24 protein-coding genes are annotated in these 26,815 nt (G+C 67.9%); 11 read left to right on the plus strand and 13 right to left on the minus strand.

Going from position 1 to position 26,815, the window contains the following annotated elements:
- Positions 1 to 153 precede the first annotated feature (153 nt).
- The 4 genes from OG322_RS12215 to OG322_RS12230 all read right to left on the minus strand — a co-directional run bounded on the left by OG322_RS12215 (position 154) and on the right by OG322_RS12230 (position 4,688).
- The gene (locus OG322_RS12215) at positions 154 to 537 is read right to left on the minus strand and encodes a hypothetical protein (protein WP_206432360.1); all 384 of its coding nucleotides are present in this window, start codon (positions 535 to 537) and stop codon (positions 154 to 156) included.
- Positions 534 to 743 carry a hypothetical protein gene (locus OG322_RS12220; RefSeq protein ID WP_124284921.1) on the minus strand — a complete coding sequence of 70 codons (210 nt, stop codon included), beginning with the start codon at positions 741 to 743 and terminating at the stop codon, positions 534 to 536. The genes OG322_RS12215 and OG322_RS12220 overlap by 4 nt, the downstream gene beginning before the upstream one ends.
- Before the next feature lie 112 nt (positions 744 to 855).
- The gene (locus tag OG322_RS12225) at positions 856 to 2,220 is read right to left on the minus strand and encodes a hypothetical protein (protein WP_123461326.1); all 1,365 of its coding nucleotides are present in this window, start codon (positions 2,218 to 2,220) and stop codon (positions 856 to 858) included.
- Between the two features lie 2 nt (positions 2,221 to 2,222).
- Positions 2,223 to 4,688, minus strand: a complete 2,466-nt coding sequence (locus OG322_RS12230; protein WP_329306400.1) for a Flp family type IVb pilin — start codon at positions 4,686 to 4,688, stop codon at positions 2,223 to 2,225.
- Between the two features lie 413 nt (positions 4,689 to 5,101).
- Here OG322_RS12230 and OG322_RS12235 point away from each other — a divergent pair, with 413 nt between their 5' ends.
- The gene (locus OG322_RS12235; protein WP_123461323.1) at positions 5,102 to 5,692 is read left to right on the plus strand and encodes a hypothetical protein; all 591 of its coding nucleotides are present in this window, start codon (positions 5,102 to 5,104) and stop codon (positions 5,690 to 5,692) included.
- A 79-nt stretch (positions 5,693 to 5,771) separates the two neighbouring features.
- On the opposite strand, the gene OG322_RS12240 is transcribed toward OG322_RS12235, so the two are convergent.
- Positions 5,772 to 6,365, minus strand: a complete 594-nt coding sequence (locus OG322_RS12240; protein WP_123461322.1) for a hypothetical protein — start codon at positions 6,363 to 6,365, stop codon at positions 5,772 to 5,774.
- Positions 6,366 to 6,729: 364 nt separating this feature from the next.
- On the opposite strand from OG322_RS12240, the gene OG322_RS12245 reads away from it, so the two are divergent.
- On the plus strand, positions 6,730 to 7,233 hold the full coding sequence (locus tag OG322_RS12245) for a DinB family protein (RefSeq protein ID WP_329306401.1): 504 nt from the start codon (positions 6,730 to 6,732) through the stop codon (positions 7,231 to 7,233).
- Here the strand turns inward: OG322_RS12245 and OG322_RS12250 are convergent.
- On the minus strand, positions 7,230 to 8,222 hold the full coding sequence (locus OG322_RS12250) for a YihY/virulence factor BrkB family protein (RefSeq protein WP_443066541.1): 993 nt from the start codon (positions 8,220 to 8,222) through the stop codon (positions 7,230 to 7,232). The genes OG322_RS12245 and OG322_RS12250 overlap by 4 nt on opposite strands.
- A gap of 420 nt (positions 8,223 to 8,642) precedes the next feature.
- The gene (locus OG322_RS12255) at positions 8,643 to 9,608 is read right to left on the minus strand and encodes an SMP-30/gluconolactonase/LRE family protein (RefSeq protein ID WP_329306402.1); all 966 of its coding nucleotides are present in this window, start codon (positions 9,606 to 9,608) and stop codon (positions 8,643 to 8,645) included.
- 207 nt (positions 9,609 to 9,815) lie between these two features.
- Between OG322_RS12255 and OG322_RS12260 the strand changes: the two genes are divergently transcribed.
- Positions 9,816 to 10,844, plus strand: a complete 1,029-nt coding sequence (locus OG322_RS12260; RefSeq protein WP_123461318.1) for a helix-turn-helix domain-containing protein — start codon at positions 9,816 to 9,818, stop codon at positions 10,842 to 10,844.
- Here OG322_RS12260 and OG322_RS12265 read toward each other — a convergent pair.
- On the minus strand, positions 10,768 to 11,793 hold the full coding sequence (locus OG322_RS12265; protein WP_123461317.1) for a hypothetical protein: 1,026 nt from the start codon (positions 11,791 to 11,793) through the stop codon (positions 10,768 to 10,770). The genes OG322_RS12260 and OG322_RS12265 overlap by 77 nt on opposite strands.
- Positions 11,794 to 11,914: 121 nt before the next feature.
- Between OG322_RS12265 and OG322_RS12270 the strand changes: the two genes are divergently transcribed.
- Positions 11,915 to 12,172, plus strand: a complete 258-nt coding sequence (locus tag OG322_RS12270; RefSeq protein ID WP_241200115.1) for a TetR family transcriptional regulator — start codon at positions 11,915 to 11,917, stop codon at positions 12,170 to 12,172.
- Positions 12,173 to 12,179: 7 nt separating this feature from the next.
- Here OG322_RS12270 and OG322_RS12275 read toward each other — a convergent pair whose 3' ends face one another.
- Positions 12,180 to 13,163: a nitroreductase/quinone reductase family protein gene (locus OG322_RS12275; protein WP_123461316.1), complete on the minus strand. Its 984-nt coding sequence runs from the start codon at positions 13,161 to 13,163 to the stop codon at positions 12,180 to 12,182.
- Between the two features lie 430 nt (positions 13,164 to 13,593).
- Here OG322_RS12275 and OG322_RS12280 point away from each other — a divergent pair, with 430 nt between their 5' ends.
- Positions 13,594 to 14,598 carry a hypothetical protein gene (locus OG322_RS12280; RefSeq protein WP_329306403.1) on the plus strand — a complete coding sequence of 335 codons (1,005 nt, stop codon included), beginning with the start codon at positions 13,594 to 13,596 and terminating at the stop codon, positions 14,596 to 14,598.
- Between the two features lie 170 nt (positions 14,599 to 14,768).
- Here OG322_RS12280 and OG322_RS12285 read toward each other — a convergent pair whose 3' ends face one another.
- Positions 14,769 to 15,281, minus strand: a complete 513-nt coding sequence (locus OG322_RS12285; protein ID WP_329306404.1) for an ATP-binding protein — start codon at positions 15,279 to 15,281, stop codon at positions 14,769 to 14,771.
- A 311-nt stretch (positions 15,282 to 15,592) separates the two neighbouring features.
- Between OG322_RS12285 and OG322_RS12290 the strand changes: the two genes are divergently transcribed.
- Entirely contained in the window at positions 15,593 to 16,444 is an 852-nt protein-coding gene (locus OG322_RS12290) for a DUF5753 domain-containing protein (protein WP_124284911.1), read from the plus strand.
- 11 nt (positions 16,445 to 16,455) lie between these two features.
- Positions 16,456 to 16,647, plus strand: coding sequence for a hypothetical protein (locus OG322_RS12295; RefSeq protein ID WP_124284910.1), 192 nt, complete (start codon positions 16,456 to 16,458; stop codon positions 16,645 to 16,647).
- A gap of 392 nt (positions 16,648 to 17,039) precedes the next feature.
- Here OG322_RS12295 and OG322_RS12300 read toward each other — a convergent pair whose 3' ends face one another.
- Positions 17,040 to 17,342 carry a hypothetical protein gene (locus tag OG322_RS12300; protein ID WP_124285293.1) on the minus strand — a complete coding sequence of 101 codons (303 nt, stop codon included), beginning with the start codon at positions 17,340 to 17,342 and terminating at the stop codon, positions 17,040 to 17,042.
- Between the two features lie 150 nt (positions 17,343 to 17,492).
- Between OG322_RS12300 and OG322_RS12305 the strand changes: the two genes are divergently transcribed.
- The 4 genes from OG322_RS12305 to OG322_RS12320 all read left to right on the plus strand — a co-directional run bounded on the left by OG322_RS12305 (position 17,493) and on the right by OG322_RS12320 (position 23,046).
- The gene (locus OG322_RS12305; protein ID WP_124284909.1) at positions 17,493 to 17,762 is read left to right on the plus strand and encodes a hypothetical protein; all 270 of its coding nucleotides are present in this window, start codon (positions 17,493 to 17,495) and stop codon (positions 17,760 to 17,762) included.
- Positions 17,763 to 17,813: 51 nt separating this feature from the next.
- The gene (locus OG322_RS12310; protein ID WP_329306405.1) at positions 17,814 to 19,721 is read left to right on the plus strand and encodes a S1 RNA-binding domain-containing protein; all 1,908 of its coding nucleotides are present in this window, start codon (positions 17,814 to 17,816) and stop codon (positions 19,719 to 19,721) included.
- A gap of 221 nt (positions 19,722 to 19,942) precedes the next feature.
- The gene (locus OG322_RS12315; RefSeq protein ID WP_329306406.1) at positions 19,943 to 20,365 is read left to right on the plus strand and encodes a hypothetical protein; all 423 of its coding nucleotides are present in this window, start codon (positions 19,943 to 19,945) and stop codon (positions 20,363 to 20,365) included.
- 5 nt (positions 20,366 to 20,370) lie between these two features.
- Positions 20,371 to 23,046 (plus strand): KGGVGR-motif variant AAA ATPase, encoded by a 2,676-nt coding sequence (locus OG322_RS12320; protein WP_124284907.1) that lies wholly within the window; start codon positions 20,371 to 20,373, stop codon positions 23,044 to 23,046.
- 53 nt (positions 23,047 to 23,099) lie between these two features.
- Here OG322_RS12320 and OG322_RS12325 read toward each other — a convergent pair whose 3' ends face one another.
- On the minus strand, positions 23,100 to 25,736 hold the full coding sequence (locus OG322_RS12325; protein ID WP_329306407.1) for a TniQ family protein: 2,637 nt from the start codon (positions 25,734 to 25,736) through the stop codon (positions 23,100 to 23,102).
- A complete protein-coding gene (locus tag OG322_RS12330; RefSeq protein WP_241200114.1) occupies positions 25,733 to 26,812 on the minus strand; it encodes an ATP-binding protein in 1,080 nt (359 codons plus the stop codon). Before OG322_RS12330 ends, OG322_RS12325 begins: the two co-directional genes overlap by 4 nt.
- Positions 26,813 to 26,815: the final 3 nt, after the last annotated feature.

Consider the following 26,815-nt stretch of genomic DNA (forward strand, 5'->3'; position numbering starts at 1 on the left):
CCGTCCGCGGCACAGTCCTCCGTGACCACCGACGCGCACGACGACGTAGTTCCCCCACCCGTGTCATAGCACGACAGTAATGAGCGGACAGGACGGGCGTCTTGGGCCCACAGACCCATCATTCCCGCCGACCGGGCCGATGCGTCCCCTGCCTCAGGCGCCCGGACTCCTCCCGTAGTACGGCCTGACCGTCCTGCCCAGCTTCCGCTGCACCGACCGCAGCGTCCGGATGGTCGGCTCGTCGGCGAGCCCGGTGGTGACGGGCCATTCGGTGCCCGTACCCGCGAGGTCGCTGACGAAGACGATCTCCGTGGCCAGCAGCACGCGTGCCCAGTCCGCAGGGGAGAGCGGGACGTCGTCGCCGAGTGCGTCGCGCAGCAGGCAGGTCCGGTCGACAAGGCCCTGGGCATCCGCGAATCCCATGCCGACGGCGAGCTGATCGCCGCACCGGGCCGGGCCGCCCCATTCGAGGAGCGCCCGCCGCAGCAGCCGGATCTCGTCCTCGGAGAGCAGTCCGCTCGCCGCGAAGGACGTCAAAGTCCGGGCACCCCTTCCGCGGCGAGGCTCCGTACCTCCGCTTCGACCGCCGTATCGACGGCGATCTGCTCCAGCGCCGCAATGCTCTGCGGCACTTGAGCGGTCCAGCGGAGCATCCACACGGCCTGCTCCCCCACATACCGGCGTTCGACGAAGCGCAGTGCCAGCTCCATCGCCCAGGGTACGAGCCGGGCTTCCTCGTCCACCTGCGCGATCCACTGGAATGCCCCGCACAAGGCGCAGCAGTTCTGCCTCGTCCTCCTCCCCCGACGCGTTCAGGCGGACCAACTCGCACACGTCGTCGCCGCGCCCTCGTGGTCAGTAGAGATCGACGCCATCCGACACTGCGTCGCGCAGGGCGCCGGGAAGGCCGGTGTCCGATTCGATCTGTGCCAGGGCCCTGCGGCTCAGCTCCGTGTCGGACCAGAGCAGCAACTGCATGGCCCGCTTGTCCGCCACACCCCGGCGAACAGCGCGCATGGCGGCTTCCACTGACCAGCGCTCAGCCGACTCCGGCTCCGGGTTGCGCGCCAGCCAGTCGAAGGCACCCCCAGTAATCGCCCTGACAAGACAGAACACGGCGGCGGAGACGAACGGCTCCTGAACGCCCTCCGCACCACCATCCGGCTCCGCGACGATGCCCAGCAGCCGGCATTCCCGCTGGGCCACGGCCAGGTTCTCCCGAGTGAACATGGAGGCGTAAGGGACCACTGCGGCCAGCACCGTGTCGAGCTCCACGAGAGAGAGGTCCGGGTCGTTGTCCGGTACGGGAGTATCAGGCGGGAATTCCGACCAGGGAGGTACATCGACTGCCTCGCAACCGGCCAAAGCACGTTGGACCAGGCGCAGATTCGCCGGCGTGTACGGCAACGGCTCGTGCGGCACATCCGGATCGACGAAGCCGCAGGACCAGGGAATCGCTGCCTCACTCAGCGCCGACGGCACGAGTGACTCACCGGGCCGGACCCGCAGCGAGGAAGAGTCCGGATACGAACGCCGTCGAAGCCCCCAGAGGGCCTCCCTCGCCGCCGTCCTGTCATACACATCGAGCGGCCCCGCACAGAGCCGTGCAAGAGACGCCTCCCCCTGCGGACCGCCGATCGCACGGAGCAGCGCGAAGGACTGCACTCCGATCCCTTCGTGCACGCTGCGCTCCGCGGCGGACGCCAGCGCGGCTCGGTCCAGGGCCGGCCCGGACCACGCCTCGGTGTCCTCGCACTCGACGCAGCGCAGCAAGTAGGTAAGCGTCCGATGGGCGAGGGATGCCTTGATCCACCGCACCCAGGCCCCGGTGATGTCATTGAGCAGATCACAGTCATCCGGCCCCAGCAGGACCGGTCCCTCCCCGCCGAATTCTGCGAACCACGCAGTGATGGCATCCACCACTCCGTCCCAGGTCAGATCAGCTGTGGTCGGCATGCCCGAGACAACCAGCAGCCGCCATTCTCCGTGCATGGCGTCCAGCAGCTCAAGTTGCTCCTCCGACCACCCGCGGAGCCGAAAGCGGGTGGGTACGAACAGCGCTCGCAGCGCTGCGAGCGCTGTCTGCGCACCATCCGCCGTGTGCGGGAACTCAGTGGAATCGGCCCGGCCACGCAGGTCGTTCCAGGGAGAGTGGATTTCACGCAACTCCCGAGGAATCGCGGTTCGGTCTGCGTCTTTGATCTCAGCGCTGTCAGTCACGTTCAAGACACCCCAAGGTATTCCAGTGCCGCGGCCGGTGTCTTCATCTTGCCGGAGCCGATGGCCGCATCTCGTTCGGCACGGCTCTTACCACGCCATGCCTGGTCCATCTCTCGCAACTGCCGCGCCGACAGATCCTGACCGGCGACCCTGGCCCCTACGCCCTCGTCTGCCATTTTCGAGGCGGGGGAACCCTCCACCCTCGGCGGTTCAGCCCCTGCCCGCTTCTGCGCGGCACTCATTTTCTTGGGCTGGAAGTCGAGGAATATCTTCTCCCATCCGTTCTGCGAGTCGATCTCATAGCGAGCCGCCCGCGCAGGAGCCCCTGGCGGTCGCTCACGCTGCCACCTGCCCAGCCGTTCGATCTGCTGGTGAATCTCGAACTTGGTGGTGCCCCCGCCCGTGTTCTTCACTTCGACGAGGTGGTCCCTGCCGTCCCTCCCGCGGTACGCCACGTCGGCATCAGGGATACCCGAGACATCGAGCACATCTCCCTGCCCCAGGTCGACCTTCGCTCTCCCGCCCTCCGTACCGATCGATGCGTAGACCTTGGTGCCTTCGGCAGCCTCGCTCTCGGCAGCCCGTCGCACGGCCTTCACCTCTGCCAGCTTCTCGGCGAGCTCGGTCCCCTGCTTCGAGTCCAGAGTCTTCCCGGTCAAGGATCCCCGGCTCTTGCCGTCGATGTTCTTCTGCCGCAGCATGGTGGTGACTTCCTCAATCGCGTCCGCAGCGTCCTTCTTGCTGATTCCGTTCTTCCCGGAGTCGGGCGAGTCCTCGGCACGCTTGAGCAGGCGCTCCAGCGCTTGGGGGTCGAACTGCTTGGCTCCGTCCTGCTTGGCACGCTTCATCGCCTCACGCAGAACGTCCGCGCGGGCGTCCAGTGCCTTCTGCTGCGCCTCCCTCGACGCCTTGACGTCGTCGTCGTCCGGACCGCAGCTACTGGTACCCGCACGGAGAGCGCCGGCCAAGGAGGGGCTGCCGTGGTACACGGCCGATGTCGTGGCACCGGCACCGGCGCCGACGCGGCTGAAGTCCGCGAAGGGCACCCGGGTCTGCGGCATCGCGATGTTCTTGCAGGCCTTCTTCTGGCCCTTGCGGGCCTTGTCCGCAGCCTCGTCGGCGGCCTTCTGAGCCTTGTCGGCATACTTGGCCGCTGCGTCGAGATCGCCCTTCTCGGCGGCCTTCTTCGCCTTGTCCGCCGCCTCTGCGGCGCGCCCTACCGGCGTGTTCGGGAAGTGCAGCTTCTTCGTCTTGCCGAGCTTGGTGAACTTCTTGAAGGTCTTGGGGGAAAAGATGCCCACGAGCCCCAGGATCGTGTTTCCGCTCGCCGCGCCGTAGTTGCCCTTCTTCCAGTTCTCCTTGTCGACGAACATGTCGATGGCGAAGTCCTTGGTAAAGCTCAGCCCCTTCTTGGCGCCGTCCCAGGTGGCACCGAGCTTGTCCCCCCTCTTCCACTTGTCGGAGACGCTGCCGCCCTTTTTCTTCCACCAGTCCTGGCTGTAGGTCTTCAGACCGTTCCAGCTGTCCGTGGCAACCTTCTTGGGGTTGGTGATCACCGCATACGTGTCATTGACGAGTCCGGTGAACGGGGCGACGACGAACCCACGGGTGTGGTCCCACCAACTGCGGTCATGCCGCTCGCCAGGGATCAATGGTTCGTCAGGGTCGTCCTTGAAGTCGTCGTTGTCGACCTCACGCTCCAACGGGCCGGGCGCGACGGGGTGAGTGTCGCCGTCCCCGCTCACGATGACTACATCGCTCGTGTCACCCGCACCGCCTGTACCGCCAGTACCGCCCGCGCCACTCGTGCCCGCGTCGCCCGTTTCGCCGCCGGAGCCGGTCCCGCCGCCCGGGCCCGTCCCGCCGCCCGCGTCGCCGGTCTTCGACGGATCACCCGCTCCCGCGTCCCCGCCGCCCTCACCGCAGTCGCCGCCCCCGCCGATCCGGCACACCTGGGCACTGATCTTCCCCGTCAGCTCCTGGCCGATCCCCGTCGCCACGAGCCCCCCGATGATCGCCGCGACGACCAGGACCAGGCCCAGGTACTCCAAGGCCGTCTGGCCCCGGTCACGCCGCCAGAGAATCATCCGCTCGACACGGAAAGTCCTCGGCGCCTCTCGTTCCCCGACCGGCAGCGCGAACCAGTCGCGCACCTCCGGCCGGCGCAGCAGCACCAGCACCACGATCGGAATGAAGGCCTGGGTGAATCCGCGATAGTCCAGGTGCAGGAGGGACACGAACGACAGCCACACCAGCCAGCACTGGACAGCAACCAGCCCGCGGGCCACCCACACCCCGCCCCGCGCCGCACCTCGGGCCAGTACCACCCCGACCACGCTCGGCAGCGCGTCGTACAACAGCACCCCGAGAAGCTCACCGTTGACGTAGGACACCATCGACAGCACGGTCACTACGTAGAGCGAGGTCAGCCCGACCTGGAACCACTGCAGTGTCTGTATCCATAGCAATGAACGCGGCAACGGAACGCGCCCGGCTATCCATGGACCGGCAGCACCACCACCCTCGCCGCAACCGGACTGAGCTGCGATTTTCGATCCGGATCCTGCATTCACCGCGCGTTCGACGGACTCCGCCCAACCCCCACCCGCACCATTCATGTTCGTACACTAGTGCAAATTACTGAGGATCGCCGGGGATCTTCGGCCCCAACACCGCTGCAGAATAGGCCAGTTCACACCACAGACCCCCTCGAGTGCCGCAGCGCCTCCCCGTCTCCGTCTCCTCATACTTGGGCCCGACTTTGGGGCCAACGGCCCAGGTCACCCGGGGCCGCCCGCCATACGCTCGTGCCGCGCCCAGCGGTCGGGGCGTGCCAGGCACGGGCCGTGCGAGTGAACGTCGGAGAGGGAGAGGGAGAACCGTGAGCGGTGACAGCGGCTGGGGAAGCGGAAGCACGGGCCACATACCCCCCGGGCACGGACGCGGCAGACCCGGTGACAGCGGCTCGCTCTTCCCGCTGGCCCGCAGCTGGGCCGTCGGCGCCCTCGTCCACCTCATCGCCGGGTATCTGATCTCGCGCGGGCTCGTCGAACGACTGGACACCGACGGGCGGCTCGACGTGTTCACCTGGCGCCTGGCACTGCTGTACGTGCCCGCCGTCATCACCACCGCACTGACGGTGCTCGCCGCCGCCCGCGTCCTGCCCGGCGAACGGCGCTCGTCCCGTCTGCTGTACCCGCTCGCCTCACTCGCCGTTCCGCTGGTCGCGCTCGGCTACGGATACGCCGTTCCGTGGGCGGTCACGGGGGTCGAGGGCGTGCTGATGCCGGTCGTCACCCTGGTGACCGGCTCGGCGGTGGGCCTGGCCGTCGACCGGCTGATGGAGGACGACGGTACGCAGTCCGCCGCGCCCGGCTCGTACAACTGGCGCGACGGCGGCGCCACCGCCACGGACTACCTCGGGGTGATCCTGCTCGTCGTGACCACGGTCGGCGTCGGCGGCAGCATCTGAACCGGATCGGGTGCGCGGCCGGCGAGCTGCCGCTACTCCCCGATACCGCTGTCCCCTACTGCTGATACCCGCATTACCTCTACCTGCTGGGGACTTCACTGCCGTACACGACCCAGGGCGATTGTTCGAACGAACTCACGCCGGACAACTGGGGCTGCATGGAGGCGACTTCGGCCCGGACCGCCAGCGTGTCCGGCCAGCAGTCGAAGTACACCACTCCCTTCACTATGAAGCCTCTCCAGTCGGTCGCCGCCGACGCGCCCTCCCGGTCGACCACGAAGCCGATACAGAGCACCGAGGCCCTGCCTATCGCCTCCCGTATCGCGCGGACGACCGTCTCCCGCTCGTCGCCGCTCAGCGCGCCGAGGGCGAACTGCAGCGCGACCGTCCCGTCGTCCGTACGCCGGACCCGGGTGGGGATCTCGGCTCCGCTGCTCACCCAGAGCAGGAAGTCGACCTGGTCCAGCCGTTGCAGGCCGGCCAGGAGCACCAGCTGGTCCCTGGTCACCCACGACTGGGTGCCCGGCTGTTCCGCACCCGGGCTGACGAGCGTGATGCGCCGAGTCACCGGGTGCGCGGGACGTACGCCCGCCGCCTCCAGGTCCCCGAGCAGCGACTCGGCATCGGGGCGACTCCAGCCCACGTGGTACGAGTAGAAGAATCCGTCACTCATGACACCGCACCCCATAAAAGTGTGGGCACCGCTTCACCCGGACACGCCGGCTGAGAGGTGACCGCCCTGCAGATCAGGTAGAGCGTGTAGATCCCTGCGCACCGGAGCGCGCCTGATCGGCCGCCTGGTGAGGCGGCGTCGGACGGCTCGCAGTTGGTCACTCACGAGCGTAATCAGCCCTGCGGCCCGGGGCGTGGGCCCACGGGCCCACGGGTGGACCCCAAGCCCGCTCCCCGTCTCCGTGGCACGAGTGAGCGGTGACGGACGTGCGCAGGCCGGCGCCGGGGGCGGCACGGAGGAGGAAGCGGAGCCTCGCGTGATAAGCGGTGGACAGGCCGACGGCGAGCCACGAGGGTGTTCCGCGATGACACGAACCGATTCGCCTCCCGCCTGGGACGAGCGCACCCAGCTGACCGCTTTCCTCGACTACACCCGCGCGACCGCGCTGGCCAAGTGCGAGGGGCTCGCGCAGGCGGACGCCCGCAAGGCCCCGCTGCCGGGCTCGCCCCTGATGACGCTCGCGGGTGTGGTCAACCATCTCCGCTGGGTCGAGTACTACTGGTTCGAGGTCGTGTTCCTCGGCGGGGAGGACGAGGGCCCGTGGACGGACGAGGATCCCGACCGCGAGATGCGCATCGCCGTCGACATGCCGCTCGCCGACGTGCTGACGGAGTACGAGGAGCAGTGCGCCCGCTACCGGGAGCTCGTCGCCGCCCATGACCTGGACACTCCGGCCAAGCTTCCGCGAGTCGACGGCCGCCACCCCGATCTGCGCTGGATCCTGCTGCACCTCATCGAGGAGACCGCCCGGCACAACGGCCACCTCGACATCATCCGGGAGGTCATCGACGGCACCACGGGCTCCTAGGAACCACCCGGTGAGGCCTCGGACCCCGACTCGATCCCGGACTCGTCCTCGGCCTCTGGCTCGGTTCCGTCCTGGCCGCCGGTCCGGGTGCCGGTGCCCCGGCACCGCACCCGGTTCAGCTCCACGTTGAACTGGGCGCCCGTCAGCAGCGCCAGGTTGGTGAACCACACCCAGATCAGGAACACCACCAGCCCCGCCAGCGACCCGTACAACCGGCTGTAGGAGCCGATGTACGTCGCGTACAGCGCGAATCCCGCCGAGGCCACCAGCCAGAGCAGCGCCGCCAGTACTCCGCCCGGCAGTGCCCGCCGTGTTCCGCGCGCCGATGCCGGGCCGGTCCGGAAGAGGACCGTGATCAGGCAGGCGACCAGACAGAGCAGCACGGGCCATTTCAGCACCGCCCACACCGCGTCCCCCAGATGTGCCAGGCCCATCCGGTGCCCGAGCCAGCGGGCCAGCGGACCGGAGAGCACGAGGGCGAACGCGCTGGTCATCAGGAGCAGCAGCAGCCCGATCGCCGTCACCACGATGATGTGTGCCTTGCGCAGGGCGGGCCGGGTGTCCCGTATCCCGTGCATCGCGTGCAGCGCCCGCCGGAACACGGCCAGATAGCTGGACGCGGACCAGACCGCGCTGACGGTCCCGGTCGCGACCAGCAGCCAGACCGCGGTCCGCTGCTGGGTGGCCGCCTCCAGGGGCTGGCGCAGCGCGGCGCCGGACTCCGCGGGCGCGAAGGCGGTGATGTCGGCGATGAGCGCGCCCGTGGCCCGGGGATTGGCCAGCCCGATGACGGACACCGTCACCAGGAGCGCCGGGAGCAGCGCGAGGATGGCGTAGTACGTCAGGGCCGCCGCCCAGTCCGAGAGGTCGTCGTTCCACAGGGAGACGGGCGTCCGCCGCAGCGCGACGGACCAGCGCCGCGCGGGCCCGGGATGCCCGGCTGCCCGGGGCCGTGCCCCGGTGGCGGTGTCGCTGATCTTGCTGAACACGGATGAGTCTCCGGGGACGTAGGAGGTGGGCAAGCGAGGCCGGGCGCCTCCCGCTGCGTGGACGCAGGGGGACGCGGGAGACGCCCTGTGCTGCCTATCCTCTTCTGCTCGGGTTTGCCGCCGGTACTCCGGTACATCCCGCCGGTTCGTCGAGCCCTATGTGCCGGCAGCGCATCCAGGCCTGCGCGGGTGGTGCCCAGCACCGGTTCCAGGCCCGGCAGCTGCCAGGACTGCTCCGCGACGGTGCCGGTTCCGAGCGGGCGGAAGGTCCAGCACCATGGGACGAGGCCCTCCACGACGAAGGCGAACGTCTCGCCGGGCTCAGCCCTCAGTACCTGTGAGCGGCTGGTCCGCTCACGGTCGCCGCACCGGTCCCTGGACGGGGCCCGGCAACCGCCGGACCCTTGCGCTGACGGACCGTCAGCGACCCGTGTGGATACGGGCGGTGAGCAGGTTGGGGTCTCGCTTGGTGAGGTAGGCGGCCGAGGTCACGTACACGGCGCTGCCGCGCACGGCGACGGCCGTGGGGTTCTGCAGGCCGTCCTGGGCGCTGAGGACGATGGTGTGGGTACCGTCGGGCTCGACCAGGGCCACCTGGTCGGTCTGGTCGAGGGCGGCGAGAATCCGGTCGCTGCGGCCGATGAAGGCGAAGTCGTCGATTCCGGAGAGCTGTTCGGCCCTGATCCGGGCAGGGCCCGCCGCGCCGTTCCTCCTCACCGCGTATCGGACCACGGTGCCCTTGTCCAGGTTGGACACCCAGACGGCACCGTTGTGCACCTTCAGGCCGTTGGCGCCGAGGAAGCCGGTCGGGGCGAGCTCGGCGCCGTCCGCCCAGACCGTCGCGGTGCCGCCTGCGGCCGGTACGCGCCAGATGACGCCACGGACCGAGTCGGTGAGGTAGAGGCGGCCGGAGTCCAGCGCCAGCCCGTTGGGCAGGCCGTCGGCCGGCAGCGCGGCGATCCGCTCCGGGGCGCCGCCGGGCGTGAGCCGCCAGACGCCGGTGAGGTCGGCGGTGCCCGTGGCGTACAGGAAGTACAGCGTGCCGTGCGCGTCCCTGACCAGGCCGGTGACCAGGGGGAAGCCGAGCGCCGGCGTGTGCACGCCGTCATCGGCCGGTGCGGGCAGGGTCGCCAGCACCCGCACCTTTCCGTTGCGGGTGACCTGGGCGATCTGGCGTGCGGCGGAGAAGGACAGATCGATGCTGCCGTTGGGTTCCAGGACGATGTTCTCCGGCATCTGCCCGCCGGGCAGGTCGAAGTGCTCGGTGATGCGGGTGTGTGACAACGGCGCCGTGGCAGCCGTCGCCGGACCGGCCGGGCCCACGACTGCGAGCGAGGCCGTCGCGATGGCGGCGACCAGCAGGTTCCTTGCGAACTTCGATGACACGTCTCGTCCTTGCGTCGTGGGTGAGGGTGCGGTGCGGTCCTGCCGCGCGGGGACGTTCCCGTCATGTGACGTTCCCGCCACGCCGTGACGGCCGGGGCTCGCTGAGGCCCCACTGTGTGTCCGGTCGGCGGTGGGCAACCAGCCCCGGCTCTGCCTATCCCCGGCAGGGGCAGGCTGTGTGCGCCTCGGCACTGGATACTCGGAGCCATGGACGCACACGGACAGCTCGGCGCCTTCCTCCAGGCGCGGCGGGCCCAGTTGCAGCCCCAGGACGTCGGGCTGCCGACCTACGGGGACCGCCGACGGGTTCCGGGACTGCGACGCGAGGAGCTGGCCCTGCTGGCGGGCGTCAGCTCCTCCTACTACACGCGTCTGGAGCAGGGGGCCTCGTGTCACGCCTCCGTCGAGGTGCTGGACGCGATCGCCCGGGGCCTGCGCCTGGAGGAGACGGAACGGCTGCACCTGCATGACCTGGCCACCGCCTGCCGGCACCGGACCACGGCCCGCCGGCCCCCGGCCGAGCGGCTGGCCCCGGCCGTGCGCGAACTGGTGCGGTCCCTGGACGAGGTGCCCGTCGTGGTGACCGGGCGGCGCAGCGACGTACTGGCCTGGAACAGCGCGGGGCACGCCCTGCTGGCCGGGCATGTGGACCCGACCGGCCCGGACCGCCCGGCGGACCGTCCGAACATGGCGCGGCTGGTCTTCCTGGACGCCCACGTCCGTGAGCTCTACGTCGACTGGACGGCGAAGGCCCGAGCCGTGGTCGGCAATCTGCGACTGGTCGCGGGGCGGCATCCGCAGGACGCCCGGCTGACGTCGCTCATCGGCGAACTCACGACCCGGAGCCCGGAGTTCGCCGGCATGTGGGCCGACCACCGGGTTCGGGCGTGCGACACCGCCGAGTACGAGCTACGGCACCCGCTCGTCGGTTCGCTGACGGTCAGACAGCAGACGCTGACCGTGCCGTCCGAACCCGAGCAGTCGCTGGTCATGGTCACCGCCACCCCCGGATCGGCTTCACGGGCCGCGCTGAGACTCCTCGCCCAGGCCATCGGGGCCGGGTCTGGGACTACGGCAGTGGCCGGGACTGAGACCATGGCCGAGGCCGAGGCCGAGGCCGGGGTGCGTCCGTCGCGGCGGGACGCCGCCACTGCGGACTTCAGCGCTCCCGGTGGTAAGGGTCGGCGACAGCGGCGAACGCGGCCTTCGGTTCCCACGGCAGGCCGGGAAAGGTGACCCCGAGGCGGTCCTCGTACACCTTGACGATGCCGTAACTGGCCAGGTCCAGGTCCTCTCGGGGGGCACCGTCGGGGCGGTGCACATGGTCGTACAGCGCGAAGGTGAACACGAAGGCGCTGTCGACGCCTCCGGTCTCGAACGTCTCCAGCAGCTCGCGCAGGTACGCGGCCTGACCGGCCTCGTCGCGGGCGTATTCACCGTTCAGCCGGACAGGCCCGGCGTCCTTGTCGTACTCGACGATCTCCAGCCCATGGGCGCCCCGGTCCCCCGCGCCCCGGAAACCGGCCGAACCGAACTCCGTGATCGCGACCGGCTTCCCCTGCGCGACGAGATCACGGACGCCGTCGGCGAACCGGTCGGCGATTTCGGCCGACCGATAGAGGTCCATGGACATGATGTCGAAGGGCGCCCAGTCGATGCGTTCGAACGGCACTGCGGCATACGTGACCTTGCCACCGAAGCGCTCACGGACGAGCGCCACGGCCTGGCCGAGGAAGCCGTTGACGTGCGCGCTCACCGCGCCGAGGTGCTCGCGCGCGAAGTCCGGCCGACGGAGCGCGGCGACCCGTTCGTCGGTGCTGTCACCGGGCAGGAACCCCTTGTCCATCAGGCTCAGTTCGGCACCGCTGACGAACACGACCTCGGCTCCCCGCCGCCTGAGCCGCTCCGCCCGCTCGGCGCAGTCGGCGAAGAGCGACAGCATCTCGTCGGTTGTCAGTTCAAGGGGATAGGGGGAGAACCAGACCTCCAGGCCGAGGTCCGCGGCGTATGTCGCCGCGAGCTCCACCCGGTCCGGGTCGCCGCCCATGACACGGACCGCGTCGCAGTGCAGCTCGTCCCGGATGATGCGCAGCTCGCGCTCGACCACCGCCGGGTCGAAGGACTTGCGGGACGTCGTCCCGTTTCTGACGAAGCCGGTGTCGTAGCTGATTCCTCTGGCTCGCATGCGTCGCGTCCTCTCCCACCCATCGCGCATATTTACGGTACCGACCGTGCCCTATTTGCCGCTCCACAGGCACGGCGAACAAAATGGGAGGGTACGACCGGTACCGCTAGCAGGAGGCGCCATGGCAGGGGACGCGACGGGGCAGCCGGCCGCCGGGCAGACGCGGCGACGCGGAGCCGTCATGGGCCGCGCGGTCGCACGCGGCGAGGCCTCCCCGGAGGCGCTGCACCCCAGGGTCGCCACCGCGGCCATGGTCCTGCTGCGCAACGAGTTCGTCGTACGCGGGGTCCCTACCGCACCCGACGACGTTCTCGTCGAGATCACCGACGAGGTGTACCTGCCGCTGGTACGGCAACGGGGCCCGGCGACGCCGAACTGAACCGCGATCAGGCGCTACCCGCCCCGTCGCCGTCGCCTCTCCCGGCCCCGTCGCCTCCGTCGCCACCGGGGGCGCTCGCAGGCGGGACGGGCGGAACCGGCGGCCAGGGAACCTCGGCCAGGAGCGGGACGATCGTCTCCTCCTCGTAGTCGAGATGCGCGTTCAGCTCGGCCGACATCCGCGCCAACTCACTTCGGAAGCGTGCCGGTTCCGCGATCCCGATACCGGCGAGCAGCTCCACGAGCGCCGCCTGAATCCGTGCGACGGTGCGGTGCTCGTCCGCGAGCCGGGCGAAGGTGTCGCCCAGGTGCGGGTGGTAGCGGGCGATCCCGGGGAACAGGTGCCCGTCCTCGCTGGTGTGGTGGAACTCCAGGGCCTGGCAGAACGCCAGGCAGCGCTGCCGGATCTGCAGCCCGAGGCTCGGCGCCGGCGGCTCACCGGGCCCCCGATGGGCCGCGCGCTCGGCGAAGTGGGCCTCCACCTCTGCCGCCACCTCACGCAGTTGGCCGCGCAGCCACGTGTGAACCTCCATGACCTTGTCGGCCAGGGTGCGGACCTCGCCGGGGCCCTGCCACCCATCGGGATCGGCGCGCTCCAGCACGACGACGGGCAGGAGCCGGGTGGTCCGGGCCTGGTAGTCGCCGTACCCGGGAGCCGACCGCACCGCGTGCGCGAACAGTTCGTCGCGCCTGTCCCCCTCGGCGGGAACCGCGAGGGCCTGGAAGGTGCGGGTCCCGATCTCCACCCGCACCACTGGGTGGGCAAGCAGGTTGTGGTACCAGCCGGGGTGGCTCGGGGCGCCGAGGTTGGACCCGACGAGCAGGATCAGCCCGCCGTGGCGGACGTACCCGAGGGGCGTGGTCCGCTGGGTGCCCGACCTCGCGCCGGTGGTGGTCAGCAGGAGGAGATCGCCACCCTCGAAAGGACCACCGACCTTCCCCTCGTTGGCGCGGAACTCCTCGATAACCGTTTCATTGAAAGACGTGGGCATACGGATGCGTATCTCCGGGAGCTTCAGTGATTCCGCAGTGACTGCGGTCATGGCGTGTGGTGACGTGCCCAGGACGAAGCGACCGCACGACCTCTCGCCGGACACGGCGGCACGCGGGGCGAAGGGGTGCGGTTGCGTTACGTCAGGTACAGGGCGCGGAGTACGAACTCATGACGGACCCTTGAGTGAAGGGTGCTCGCCCGATCACCGGCCGGCCCACTGCTCTTTGGCCGGCGTCACGCGACACCGCCGCCTATTACACCCACCCGCCGACCACCTGTCAACGCGATCTCACTCAGTACCGCGTTGACCTCAATCACCGTGGCCGGGGAAGGCGGACGGATCACCGCAGAAGGACGCGGCCCGCACCATCACCCAGGGTTATCCACAAGCGCATACGCCTCCGCGCCATCCGAGGAATCGTGGCTCCATGAACACAGCAGGCATCACCCCGCCACCCGTGAGGCCGCGGGCGCGACAGCGAGCAGCCGAAGTACGGGAGTTGGCGGATCTCGCACCGGACGGAATCCTCTTCACCGCCAGGGCCGTCGCAGCGGGCTGGACACGGCGGCAGCTCTCCCACCGACTCCGGTACGAGCAATGGCAGCCGATCCACCGAGGCGCCTGGGCCGCCCCGGGGCTCGGGGTCGACTGGTTCATCCGGGCCTGGGTCCTACAGAACCTCCAGCCGAACCTCGTGTGCAGTCACCGCACCGCAGCGGCTCTTCACCGCCTGGAGCTTCTACGCGGCAGCCCGGTCCACGCCGCCGAGACAGAGTTCACCGACCCGCGCCCCGGCCCGTACCGCGGGCGTCCCGGAACCCGTATCCACCGGCTCCCCCTCTCCCCCGCCGACCGAACCGTTCGACGAGGGCTCCACGTCACGTCCCCGGTCCGCACGGTCGGTGACCTGATGCGGCATCTCCCCCGTGACGAGGCGGTCGTCCTCGCGGACTCCGCCCTCTCCGCACGCCGGGTCGGGGGAACCCGCCGCCCCGCACTCATCCGGCTCCGGGCGCTCCACGCCGAACTCGCGAGCCCCCGGAACGGCGCAGCTCACGCCCGGGGCCTCCTCCCCCTCCTCGACCCCCACTCCGGCTCCCCCGCCGAAACGGTCGCCCGCCTCCTGATCCACGACGCCGGACTCCACCCCGAGACACAGGCGACCCTCCGCACACCGGATCGCCGCTGCCTCCGCCCGGACTTCTTCTTCCGGGCCGAGGGCCTCGTAGTAGAGGTCGAGGGCTACGCCTTTCACGGCACCCGTGAAGCGCACGCCGAGGACGTCCGCCGATTCAACGATCTCCAGGGCTGCCCGGAGGTCCGCCGGATCCTCCGCTTCACGGCAACGGAGATCTACCGCCACCCGAAGAGAGTCGTCGCCCAGATCACCGCGTCCCTCCATTCCCTCCGCGTGAGCCGGAGTTGGGAGTGATACGGACATTCGCCCGTACGCCCGAGGCCGTCCGGTCCGTCCTCCACGCGCCTATACCTCTCCCGATTGCCCTTCCCCTGTTTCCGTCTTCTCTGTGCTCGACGACGACGCAGGTCGGGCCGTCGGTGAGCCTTCGCGCGGCGCGGCACGGCACGGCACGGCACGGCATATCAACGAGGCAGGAGAACCCAGGATTTGGTACCCGGCTGCGACTGCGGCGCCTCGCACACGCCCCACTCGCCTCCCCAGTCGTCCACGACAGCAGCCAGCAGCCAGAGGGCCCGCCGCCGGCGCGTCTCGCAGAGTGCGGCCGTATCCGGTTCGACGTGGTGCGGATGCTGGTCCCAGACGAGGAGGCGCACCGCGTCCTCGCGGTGCCGCAGGAATACGTAGAGCTCCCTGCGGGGGCTCATCCTGGCTGTCACCGCAATGAGTTCGGACGCGGCGTGCGTGGTCGGCCAGACGTACGGGGCAAGCCCGTGGGCTTTCAGCGCGGCGGCGATCGCCGCGCGGCCGATGAACGCGCTACGGGTGTCGCCGGGAAGCGTGAAGCTCAACGTGAGCCCGCGCTCCCGCCCGCTCCCGGCGTGCCCTTTCGGGCGCAGATAGGGGCGCGGGCGTGCCGACGTCCACGTCTCGGCGGCGGCGGCCGGACAGAGCGCGGTGAGCGGAGATGAGTGCATGGCTGACTCCCCTGGTTCGGGTGACGAGTTGGCGGTGTGCCTCTTCCTCATGGGTGCGCACGAATGGCTTCGCGTGACGGACGAGCAGTGGCCTGTCTCCCTGACGCGGAACCGCCCCTCCCAGGGAAGGAGGACGCGGGCAGGACCGCGCGATGCACTTCCAGCTCGCCGCTGCGTGAGCGGTGCGTTACTTAACGTAGCGCAGCGCGGGCACTCGTGTCACAGAAATGGAGGCAATTGCCTCTTCGCTTCTGGACTGGCACACCCCTGCAGAGACAGACTGTGTCCACCGTCGGCGGAAGAAGGGGCCCATGCCGAGCAGTTCCACCCCCAGCGAGCGTCAGAAGCGGCTAGGAGCTGAGCTACGCAAGATGCGGCTCGCCGCTGAAGCAACCACTGCGTATGCGGCCGGCCTACTTGGAGTGGACCGGACGAAGGTCTCCAACATGGAGGTCGGGGTCCGCCCCGTGAACTCCGCTCGCGTACGGACTCTCGCCTGCAATTACGCCTGTGCCGATGACTCTTACGTCGATGCGCTGGCGCAGATGGCGGAACAACGCGACCGCGGATGGTGGGAGCAGTACCGGGGCACGTTGCCATCGGGCCTCCTGGACATCGCGGAACTCGAATGGCACGCAACGCGCCTGCGCACTGCGCAGACTGTGCACCTCCCTGGCCTGCTCCACACCGACGGGTACGCCCGTGCAGTGTTCGGCGCCGTACTGCCCGCGCTGTCGCGACTGGAGATCGAATTGCGGGTGGCCCATCGGATGGAGAGACAGCAGGTACTCGACCGCGAGACCCCGACCCCCTACGTCGGATACGTCCATGAAGCGGCCCTGCGGATGCAGTTCGGGGGCCGACAGGTCACGCAGGAACAGCTCCGCCATCTCTGCGATGCGTCCGAGCGCGATCACATCGACATCCGCGTCGTACCGATCAGCCGCGGAGCCTTCCCCGGAGCCGGTCACGCGCTCCTCTACGCCCACGGTGCCGTACCCCAACTGGACACCGTGCAGCTCGATTCCGCACATGGCCCGGAGTTCATGCACGCAGATGGGCAGCTCACCAAGTACCGGGCACATCTCGATTGGATGGAGCAGGCATCGCTCCCCTCCGCCGAGTCGCGAGACCTCGTCCACGCCATAGCCAGCCAACTGTGAGGACGTTCGACATGTCAGAGATCAACTGGGAAGAGCCCTACTGCGGTGAGGGAAACAACTGCTTCAGGCTCGGCACGGACTCGGACGGAAACGGATTCATCACCGTTCTCGGTCAGGAGGACCAATACGTCACCGACAGCCGTGAGGCGCTCCAGCAAATGATCCGCGACATCAAAGCCGGCAAGGCCGACCACCTGCTGTGACACAGCAGCAGGGCCTGGCACCGGTCACGGCGCCAGGCCCTTGTAGGGTCTCGCCGCTCGTGGCACAGGCCGTGCGCGTCGACCTGCGGTTCTTCATCTGTCTCAGGTCGATGGCACAGCGGCTCAGTCTCACGCACCGTGGCATTTCCTACGGCGTCGGCTGGCCCGCCCAACCCGGCGAGCCGTTGAACTGCGGTTTCTCTGTTCGATGCCGCGTTCGATGCCAAGATCGTGAGATTGTGCCGCGGGATTTGAGACCCCACAGCCGTGTAGGGTCTCGCGGCACACGGCATAGGGCGTCGCGCTGACCAGCTGTTTCTCAGGTTGTCTCACGCAGTGGCCGCGGCTCTTGTCTCAGGACCGGTGGCATTTCCTCACGACGGGTGTGGCGCTCATGACGGACGGGCGGCGATGTGCTGGCGGGCGGTCCCCCAGACCTCTTCGAATTCCTCGGAGGTGAGCGGCAGCGGGTCGTGCCCCTCCCACTCGGAGACGGGAAGTTCGGCAGTGATCTCGAATCTGCTGTCGTACTCGTCGAGGCGGCCTGCGTCATGGGCTCGCTGCCATTCTTCGAGGGAGGCAGCCGCAATCGGCGTTAGGTCAGGTCCTTCGAGCTCGATCTGCCGGATCACCCAGCCTTCGGCATCGACCTCGAAGTAGAACCAGGTGTCTTCCTCATCCCAGTAGCAGCGCATCCATGTGGTCACCAGCCAATGGTCCCAGGCGGTGTTCTGTCCGCTCACTGAGGCGCTGTCAGAGCCACGGTGGAGGATCACGCCATGCTGATTGCAACCAATGCGGCTGGGCGAGTGACGAAGACGCCCTCGAAGCCAGCAATAGGCAGGATGCTGGCGAACCTCCATCGTGGGAACGCGCATCTGATCCTGGAGAACGTGGGGGAGGACATCGAGGGCAGCTGGTACATCCAGGTGCTGCTGCGCGACGACAACACGTACCAACTCGAGTTCCGGGACGGCGTAGCGGCCGAGCACTATCAGACGCGGACCATCTCCCAGGAGAAGATCCTGACCGCCTTGCTCGGCTGGGCTGCCGGCAGGACGGACTGGAGAAGCGACTTCATGTGGAACAACATCGGCTCGGAATTCGCGGACTGAGTGCTTGCCCCCTCGATGCGTAGTGGCACTGCGCGTTGCCGCGTCCGAACCATGCTGGAAGATGGGGGCGTGCTGCCCTACGTCTATCGCGTCACCAAGTACGACCCCGCCGACCGTGATGAACACGGCCACTACACCGGCGCCGAGGACACGGTCAGCGACCACGGCCAGGTCGAGGGTGCCTACCTTCAAGCAATCGAGGCGTTCGCCGCGGGCACCGGCATCGAGCGCCTGGCGGTGCGCGAGCCGCACCTCCCGGTGCCATTCGTGAACTTCGGGCTGGAGCCACCGATGGACGGCTTCGGGCTGGACGGTGTCTTCCCGACCGGGCCGGACGGCTTCCACGATGGTGCGGAGGTCTCGGTCGGCACCGCGATGGATCTTGTACGGGTCATGCTGCGCGACGGTGGCGCCTGGTGTCGGCTGGAGGTGGAGGACACCTTCGCCGTGCACGTGGGCTGGGACCAGTACGTGTACATCGGCAGCAGTCGGCCCTGCGAAACCGCGGTGGCCCGGACCCGCGCGCTCGGGTTGTTTCCCGAGCGGATCGACGCCTCGCCGTACGACTTCGAAGCCGAGGGCGAAGGTCCCCAGCGGCCGGCCGACGACGAATTCTGGGCTCAGTTGCGCTGGTCGATGGCGGGGACCAACGCCAGGGTCCTGGAAGAGCAGTCCGCCAACAACTCCGAGCGATGGCACCGCCTCACCCCCGACAACATCGACACGATCCGCGCCGGCCTCGCTCCCCGAGCCCGGCTGGCTATCTGGCCGGACCTGTCCTCCGACATCGACGCGGTACTCGCCACGCTCCCCGCCGAGGGCCACGTCGAGTGTGTCTGGCAGGGCAGAGATGGGCGGATGCACAGCGCCACCGCCGACGAAGACGAGTTCCCGGAGCTGGCCGCCCGTCTCTCCAGCGCTTCCGCCGCGATGATCCTGTCCATGTACGCCGACGACCGCGTCCCGCTGCTCGCCGCCGTCATGCCCGACAGCGACGGAGTGGTACGCGCCCGCTGGGAGATCGACCCCACCCCGAGCACCCGGAAATGGGCCTTCCTCAAGACCCTTCACCGAGGTGAGATCATCACCGGCCGGGTGACCCTGATCGCCGATTTCTTGGTCACTTTCGTGGACATCGGCGGCTTCGAAGCGATGATCAATATCCCCGAGCTGTCATGGCGCCCCTTCAACCATCCCTCCGAGGTCATTGCCGTCGGCCAGGAGATCAGTGCCGAAATTCTCGACGTAGACCCGATCCGCGAACGCGTGTCGCTGTCGCTCAGGGCCCTGCACGAAGATCCGATGCCACTGCTCGCCGGGCAGGTCGGCCAGACCGTCGTCGGCCGCGTCACCAAGCTCGTGCCGTTCGGCGTGTTCGTACGCATTGAAGAGAAGGAGAACGGCTTCGAGGGGCTGGTGCACAACACCGAACTGGGCGACGGGCAACCAGACCATCCACAGTTGGCTGTCAACGTCGGCGACGCACTGCCAGTCAAGATCCTGGACATCGACCCGGCCCAGCGCCGCATCTCCCTCTCGCACCGGCAAGCTATGCCAGCCGCCCCGGCCGAACGCGATGAAGTGACAGATCAGGGCGTCGGTGCTGCACTCAACGCCGGATGGGACGGGGTCTACTACCGCGTCCGTGCGGGAACGCTGGAGATGCTCTTCCTCCTCAACCGAGAGGAGACGCTCGACGAGGTGTGCAACGTCGATGTAGAGGTGCGCCTGCCGGACGGCTCCCGCTGGAGCGCGACGATCTTCACCGTCGCTGAGGTCGAGCGGCTGATGGCCCGGTGGTCCAGCACGGGCGAGGCGTTGAATGGCCGGTACTTCCGGTGCTCGGACGGCCTGATCGTCAAAGAGCCCGGGGTCATGCCGATGGCCGAAGTCATTGTTGGTCTGCTCGACAGCGGTGACCTTCAGCAGGTCCTTCAGCGGCTGGACGATCCCATGTGATTCGTTCGTCGATTGACCAGCATGTCCCCAGCTCAGGGCATCGATATGAGGTTTGCAGTCTGGTCGAGCAAGGCTGGGGAGCGGAACTCGGCTGATTCTCAGCCCTGAGCTAGCGCCAGCGGTCACCGCCTGGGCGGCTCGCTGCATACGGTCGACGACGCGAGTCCTGGCTGCCACATCCGAGGATCTCTGGGAGGAGCCGCTCCTCCGCCAGTAGTCTGATGCGATGGTCGACGTGGGGGGTAGGCGAGCTGCGGCGAAGCCGCGAGCGGCTCGCGAAACAGGGTGAGGCCGCCGAGCAAACGGGGGATGGGGCGAGCAGCGGGTTGCTGCTCTTCTACGCTGCCGAGTGCGGATTGAAGGCCGAGGTGCTGCGCTGGATTCTGCAGCGTGAGGACACCTCTGCCCTACCCACTGACCTGCGATCGCACAATCTGCGCCGCTTGGCCAAGGCACTGAACCTTCAGGACCCCGCCCCCGGGCAAGACCCTTTGCGCTGTCGTCGGCACAAGGACAGCAGTTGGATCGAGAGCCATCAGCTGCATGAGGCATGGCGTTATGGTGCAGAACTGTGCGCAGATCATCAGAAAGCTGCGCTGGAAGCTTTGAAGTCACTGGTGAAGGACGCCAGGAAAGGATCTTGAGCGTTATGGCCGGCAAGCTCTTCACCTGGGTGGACATCGATTCTCAACTGGCAGAGGCAGCTGCCGAGGGCCAGTGGCCTCAGTGGCTGCTGGAGGTCGACGCCTGGTGGGACGCACTGGAACTGACAGTTCGCCCAGGTACTGAGAGTGCGGCCGTCCGCGACTGGCTGGACAGCCAATTCGGCCTCGGATCAGCAGCCGAACATGACGCGGGCCTGGAACTCACCTTGGATCGCCCCACAGCTCACGCCCCTCAGTCGCTACCTGTGCGCTTGGTCGAAGCGAACGATTCCGGAGCGGCCCCACGCCGTCCAAAACTCAGCGAACGTCGTGTCACCTCGGCGCTGGGGGACGCCCTGCCACGTCCAGAGGACGCACAGTTCGCCGGCGACAAGCAACTCATCGCATTCCACTCCTTCAAGGGCGGCGTGGGACGCACGTTGCACGCCGTGGCACTGGCTGACTTCCTGGCCTCCCAAGGCCAGCACGTTCTCCTCGTGGACGCAGACCTGGAGGCACCCGGCATCACCTGGATGTACCAAGCGCAGGGGGGCCGCTGCGATATCGCGTACGAGGACGTCCTCGCCCTCCTGCACTCTTCCAAGCAGGGTGACCCCACGCAGGCAGTGGAAATCGCTGCCGCGTATCTTCCCAACCAGCGTGTGTCGCGCTACCCGGGGCCAGGCCGCGTGACCGTGCTTCCCGTCAGCCGACGTACTCGGCTCGGCCCGCCGCGCATCGGCCCCACCGACCTGTTGACCGAGGACCGCTCACCCTACTTCCTCAGCGAATCCCTTGCGGCCCTCGCTGTCGCGGCCGAAGTCGACACCGTCGTACTGGACTTGCGGGCCGGCGCGTCCGAGCTGGCGGCGCCCATCTTGTTGGACCCTCGCGTGACGCGGATCTTCGTCACCACAGTCAGTAGCCAGTCCCTTCAGGGGACCGAGACCATGATCCGGCAGCTGGGGGCCCAGTCTCCAGCGGTAGCACGAACGGATCCGACTCCCGGCGCGATCGTGACGCAGTACCGACCCGACGTCCATGACACCCACGCCGAGGAAGCCCGAACGGGTCTGGCCGCAGCGCTGTCGTCCACCATTGCCATGGCGGCAACCGACGAGTACACCTCAGAAGATCTTGTGGTGGACGAACAAGTTCTGACCGAGCCGCTGCTGAGCCGATTCCGCGAAGAGCTGCTCGCGCTTCCGCAGAGCTGGGACGCGGTCGTGGAAGTCATCCGGCGCTGCGGTCTTCCCGAATTGCTCAGCGAGTTCGCACCCAGCGTCGCCCCGCTAGTACCAACGTCCGCAGACGAGCCGACAACTCTGGACGAGCGTCGGCGTTCGCTGGAGAGCACGGCGGGCCGTCTCGTATTCGCTGAGCGACAGGGCATGGACTCCAGTCTCGGCTTCCTCACGACCGAGCCGGTACGTCGCCTGATCTCGGACCACAGCACCGACCTTCCGGTATCGGTCGTCGTCGGCGCGAAGGGAGCAGGCAAGACGTTCACGTTCGCCAGGATGTGCACCGCGGGGACATGGGATGCTTTCGCGCGCGAGAACGGTCAGAACGTCGAACGGACAGCGATGGTCATCCCTGTCCTGGACCCGGCCAACATCACGGAGCCGCAACCCGATGCGCTTTCACCGCAGGCGCTGAGAGACCGCGCTGCAGGTGGGCCAGGCGTCACTGCCGATGAAATCCGCAGCCATCTGAACGCCGGCCTCAGGGACGCGCGGGCCGATGACGCAGAGTTCTGGAAGCAGCGCTGGCTGGAATGCCTGGCGTGGTCAGCCGGTGCGGCCCGTGAGGAATCAGCTGAAGAATTCCTCATCCAGCGGACCCTAGGCACGTCCGGAGCCTGCCTCTTCGTGATCGACGGCTTGGAGGATTGGCTGGAGTCTCTGGAGGCGGAGCCCCGGCGCATCGCCCTGCGCACACTGCTGATTGAAGTTCCGGCCTGGCTCCGTCGCCTTCGCAACCGCTCGCTCGGCCTGGTGGTGTTCGTGCGTCAGGACCTAGTTCGAGCAGCGATCAAGCAGAACCTCGGGCAGTTCCTCGACCGCTACGCCCCCTACGAACTCCGCTGGGACACCGAAGACGCCCTCAGGCTTTCGCTGTGGATTGCGTCAAGTGCCGACGCTGTAAGGACGCCAGAATCTCCGATCGCAGACATGGCTTTCGACGAGATCGTCCAAGCACTCCTTCCCCTGTGGGGCGCGAAGCTCGGTACCGAGAATTCACGTGAGGCATGGACAGAACGGTGGGTCCCTGCGGCTCTCGCAGACTTCAATGAACAGATCCAAGCCCGCGACGTCGTCCGCTTCCTGCGCGAGGCGGCTGCCGCTTCCACTGGTGACGAGCGCTGGCCGGACCGAGTACTGACCCCGGCGGCCATGCGCCACTCACTGGGTGCGTGCAGCCGTGCGAAGGTGGAGGAGATCAACCAGGAGAATCCTCGCCTCGGAAAGCTCTTGAGGCACATGGCAACCTTCTCGGACTCGGTCAAGATGCCCTTCGACGCAGCTGACCTGAACCTGATCCCTGATGATGTCGAAGCCCTGGAGCAGTGGGGCGCAATGGCAAGAGACGCCGACGGGCGCTACCGCATGCCTGAAATCTACCGACATGCCCTAGGTTTCCGCACACAGGGCAGGGCACGCGTGGTGCGGGGGGTGTGAAGCCCAGAAGCCCGTTCGCTCCTGGCGACGGCGCTTGCCGAAGGACATCGGTGTCAGGGTTTGGGTAGCCAGTCCATCGCGGCCCTGACGACCCGCTTGCCGAGTGGCGTGAGTCTCATGGGGCGGCCTCGTTCGGCTCGTTCGAGCAGTGGGCCACCCAGTTCGCGGGCCAGCCGGTTGATCTGAGTGACGAGGGTGGGCCCGTTGACCCCCATGTCCCGGGCTGCCACGCCGAGGGTGGGGTAGGCGGAAGCCTTCACGAAACGCAGGAGTCGCTCTTCGGCGGCAAGGCCGTTGAGTGCGGGTTGCAGCAAGCGGGGAGCCTCCCTGGCCTTGTCCTCGATGCGGAGGCTCTCGTCATGGCTTGCGCCGCCGCGAGGACGCAAGGGGATCTTGTGCATCCTGGCCCACTTGGCGACGTTCGACATGGTCATGCCGGTCTCTTCAGCGATGTCAGCGAGGGTGCGACGGCGTGTGACGTACTGCTCGTGGAGCCATTCGCGAGTGATCTCCTGACGGTGCCGGTACTCCTTCGGAGCGCGGATCGGGATCCTGTACTTGTCGGCGATACCTCTGATCACGTCGGCCTTGACGCCGTAGAGCTCCCCGATGGCGCGCAGAGACATCCGCTGGTCTATGTAGAGCCGCGTGAAGGTGGCTGGGTCAAGGGCTGCACGGACGGCATCGGAGACGGGGGCGGGCCACGAGCGTCGCTCGCTTGTATCGGGTGCCGGGTGCCGGTCAAGGAGGCAGCGCACGACGTCGATCGTCGTATGCAGGCGGGCGGCGGCCTGGGTGGCCGTCATTTCTTCGTGGCGGATCAGCCTGTGCAGTTCCTTGATGTCGATCTCGGAGGGGTGATGTCCGGGCAGGCTGAGGTCGTGGAGGAGATTGTCCGGCGGGTACCAGGTCACTGGTTCGTCGGTGATGCGGTTGCGATGTAGGAACTCCTCGGCCGCATGGTCGAGATGCGCGAGGAGTTCCGGCGTCAACCGTCGGTACCGCATGGCGTGTTGGGCGCGGGCCGAGTCGTTCTCAGGGGTGCAGGTGGGTGGTGCCATTCGGGCTGGCAGGCCACTGATACGCAGGAACAGGTAGCTCCTGAAGAGCCGGGCAAGCGTGCCCGTGCCGCGGACGACGTCGCATTCTCTAGCGATATCGGCCCACTGTTCATCGGGGAGCAGGAGGCTGTAGTCGATGCGCTGGCGCCGTTGGTAGTCGATCGGGGCCGGGTGGGTGTCGAAGTAGTCCGCAATGTGGATCAGTGCGGCTTGGATATCCGGCCACTGCTGATGCTCTCGCAGGTGACCGAGCAGGCGGGAAGCCATGAATCCGGTCGTGGCCTTGCCCAGGCGTTCGGCGATGACGTCAATGGACTGGCGGTTGCCGACAAGTCCGAGGAGACAGGACAGGGCCGGCCTCATGATCCGGTAGTCGTGGAGCTCGAGCGGTACGAGGGGTAGGGCAAGTTCGGGCCAGAGTGCGGCCGGAAGTGAGCGGAGACGCCGGGCAGGAACGTCGTGCAATTGAGTGCCTGGACGGGGGGCCTGAACGCGGTACCGGAGCTGGTAGACGGCCTGGAGCTGAGGGCCGACGGTCGCGAGCTGAATCGCACGGAGGGTTTCGGTGGTGCCCCTGCCCCATGGGGCGAGGAGCCTTCGACCGAGTGACAGGCGAGATTCGCGGTCGTCGCCTTGGGTGATCCAACGTGCAGCGGTGCCGGCTTGCTGGATGTCCGGTCGGGTCAGGATCTTCACTGCGAGGACGACACCGGCTGCAGTCATGGCAGCGCTCTTCGGGCTATGCATCCCCAAACGAGGCTGAGTGCCGACGTTGGACGGGGCGAAGACGGCGTTCAACTCGTCGGCGCTGATGGGGAGGTCCGTGGGTAGTCGTTCGGCCAGGGTTTGGCGGGGAGCGTGGAGGAGGATCTCCCCAACGAGCGCTCGCAGGTCGGCGAGGGCTTCGAGTGCGGATCGCGGGTGGTCAGCGTAGGGGCCGAGGGCTGTGGTGCCGGAGTCGGCGATCGCGTACACGAGCCGCTGTGCGTCCAGTACGGGATGGTCGGCGTCGAGGAGCGGGGTGGCCGCTTGGGCGAGATCGGCGTCGCATCGTCGTCGGCCGGGAGCGGAGCTGACCGCTTGCACAGTGTTCGGGCAACGCCCGGGGTGCGGGATCTCGCGGGTGGCCGTAGCCCGGGTTCTCTGTAGGCCTCGGCACTGAGGGCAGTGGTCGGCCAGCAGCCGGTTGTGCCTGATGCAGGCGAACGACCAGCCCAGTCGCCAGCTCAGCTGCCAGCGTCCCCCCGATTCGGCCAGGCAGTCCGTGCAAAAACGCGCGCCAGTGCCCTTTCCCCAGCGCGTCGCATTGAGCACCAGGCCAGAGCGGGGGTCAAGGTCCAGAACCCGCTGGTCGTAATGGGCCAGGGTCATCGCGTGCAGGGTCTCGACGGGTGTACCAGTGGCCTCGGCGATGGACGCGGCCATGCCCGAGGTGAGGCGCCTGGTCAGGATCTCGGTCGAGGTGCTGCCGACCGGGAGTTCATCATCGAGCGCGTGCAGCCCCAGGCCGCTGAGAACATCGCCAAGGGGTGTGTGAAGGCGGTGTGCGAGTGCCTCGAGCCAGGAGTCGAGCGCCTCACCTGGTAGCGCCTTGATCCTGATGGGAAACGTCCCCGGGGAATTCCTCATGCGGACTGGCGTGACCGGGGGCGGCTGGTCAGACGGCGAGCTTCCAGGGCTGCTTCGAGTTCACGCCGGGCGTTCTCGGACGCCTCGTCGCTTTTCACACGGTCGAGCAGTTCCTTGTCCAGGCACTCGCTGCCGCTGCGGACGGCCCGCTGGCAACCACGGTTGATCAGTGTCATGAGTGAGCCGATGTGGCCAGTGCTGCGGGAGAAGAGGTAGTCGGACAGGTCGTTGGCGAGCATCCCGGGGTACTTGTCCGTCAGGACGATGCGCCGTTCCAGCGCCAAGAGCATCTGCTTCCACTCTCGCCGCCCCATCTCGTTCGTGATCGTGAAGGGGCGCACGTCCAGCCGGGTGGTACGGCGGCCCGTCTGGGCCAGCGCAGTGTCCCCCGCTGCGGATCCCTCGCTGAAGAGACCCTTGTCGGCCAGTCCGACCCCGACCATCAGCAGGGTCACGGGGAACTCGTTGGCGATCCACTTCAGATGGTTACTGACCTCGATGCCGCTCGTCTTCCCCCACTTGAGGAAGTGCAGGTCGTCAAGGGCAAGCACGCGGACCTCACAGGACAGCATGCAGTCCAGAGCCCGTCGGCCGAGTTGGACGGTGGTGCCACGAGATCGGCCCGGATGCTCGAAGAACTCCAGCATGGCCCGGTTGAGGTCCTTCATTCCGGTGTTGCCGGTCAGCCCGACCCGGCAGACCGGCCACCGCTCGTGCCCATGCTCGGTGAACTCGCCCTTCTCGGCGATCTCTCTGCGGTGGAACTCGCGCAGGAAGGCCAGGACCGATGTGGTCTTGCCCAGCCCGGGAAAGGCATCGATGGCCACCGCTCCCTTGGCCTTGTCGCCGTCCTGCAAGTTGCTGTCAGTGATGTCCCACAGGTCCTCGTGCAGTTCGACCAGCTGCGGGGTCTTGATCGGCCCGAGGTTGGCATGCCATTCGCGTCGTGACCGGTCGTACTCAGCCCGCGCCTGCGTGCCGAGTTCCTTGAGCTGCTTTCGCGTAAGCGCCTCGGGCTGCTGTCGCCGGGGCGCGTCGGCGAACGCCTTGAAGTCCTCCTTCTTCGACAGAGCCAAGTT

The sequence above is a fragment of the Streptomyces sp. NBC_01260 genome (assembly GCF_036226405.1).
GTDB classification, from domain to species: domain Bacteria; phylum Actinomycetota; class Actinomycetes; order Streptomycetales; family Streptomycetaceae; genus Streptomyces; species Streptomyces laculatispora.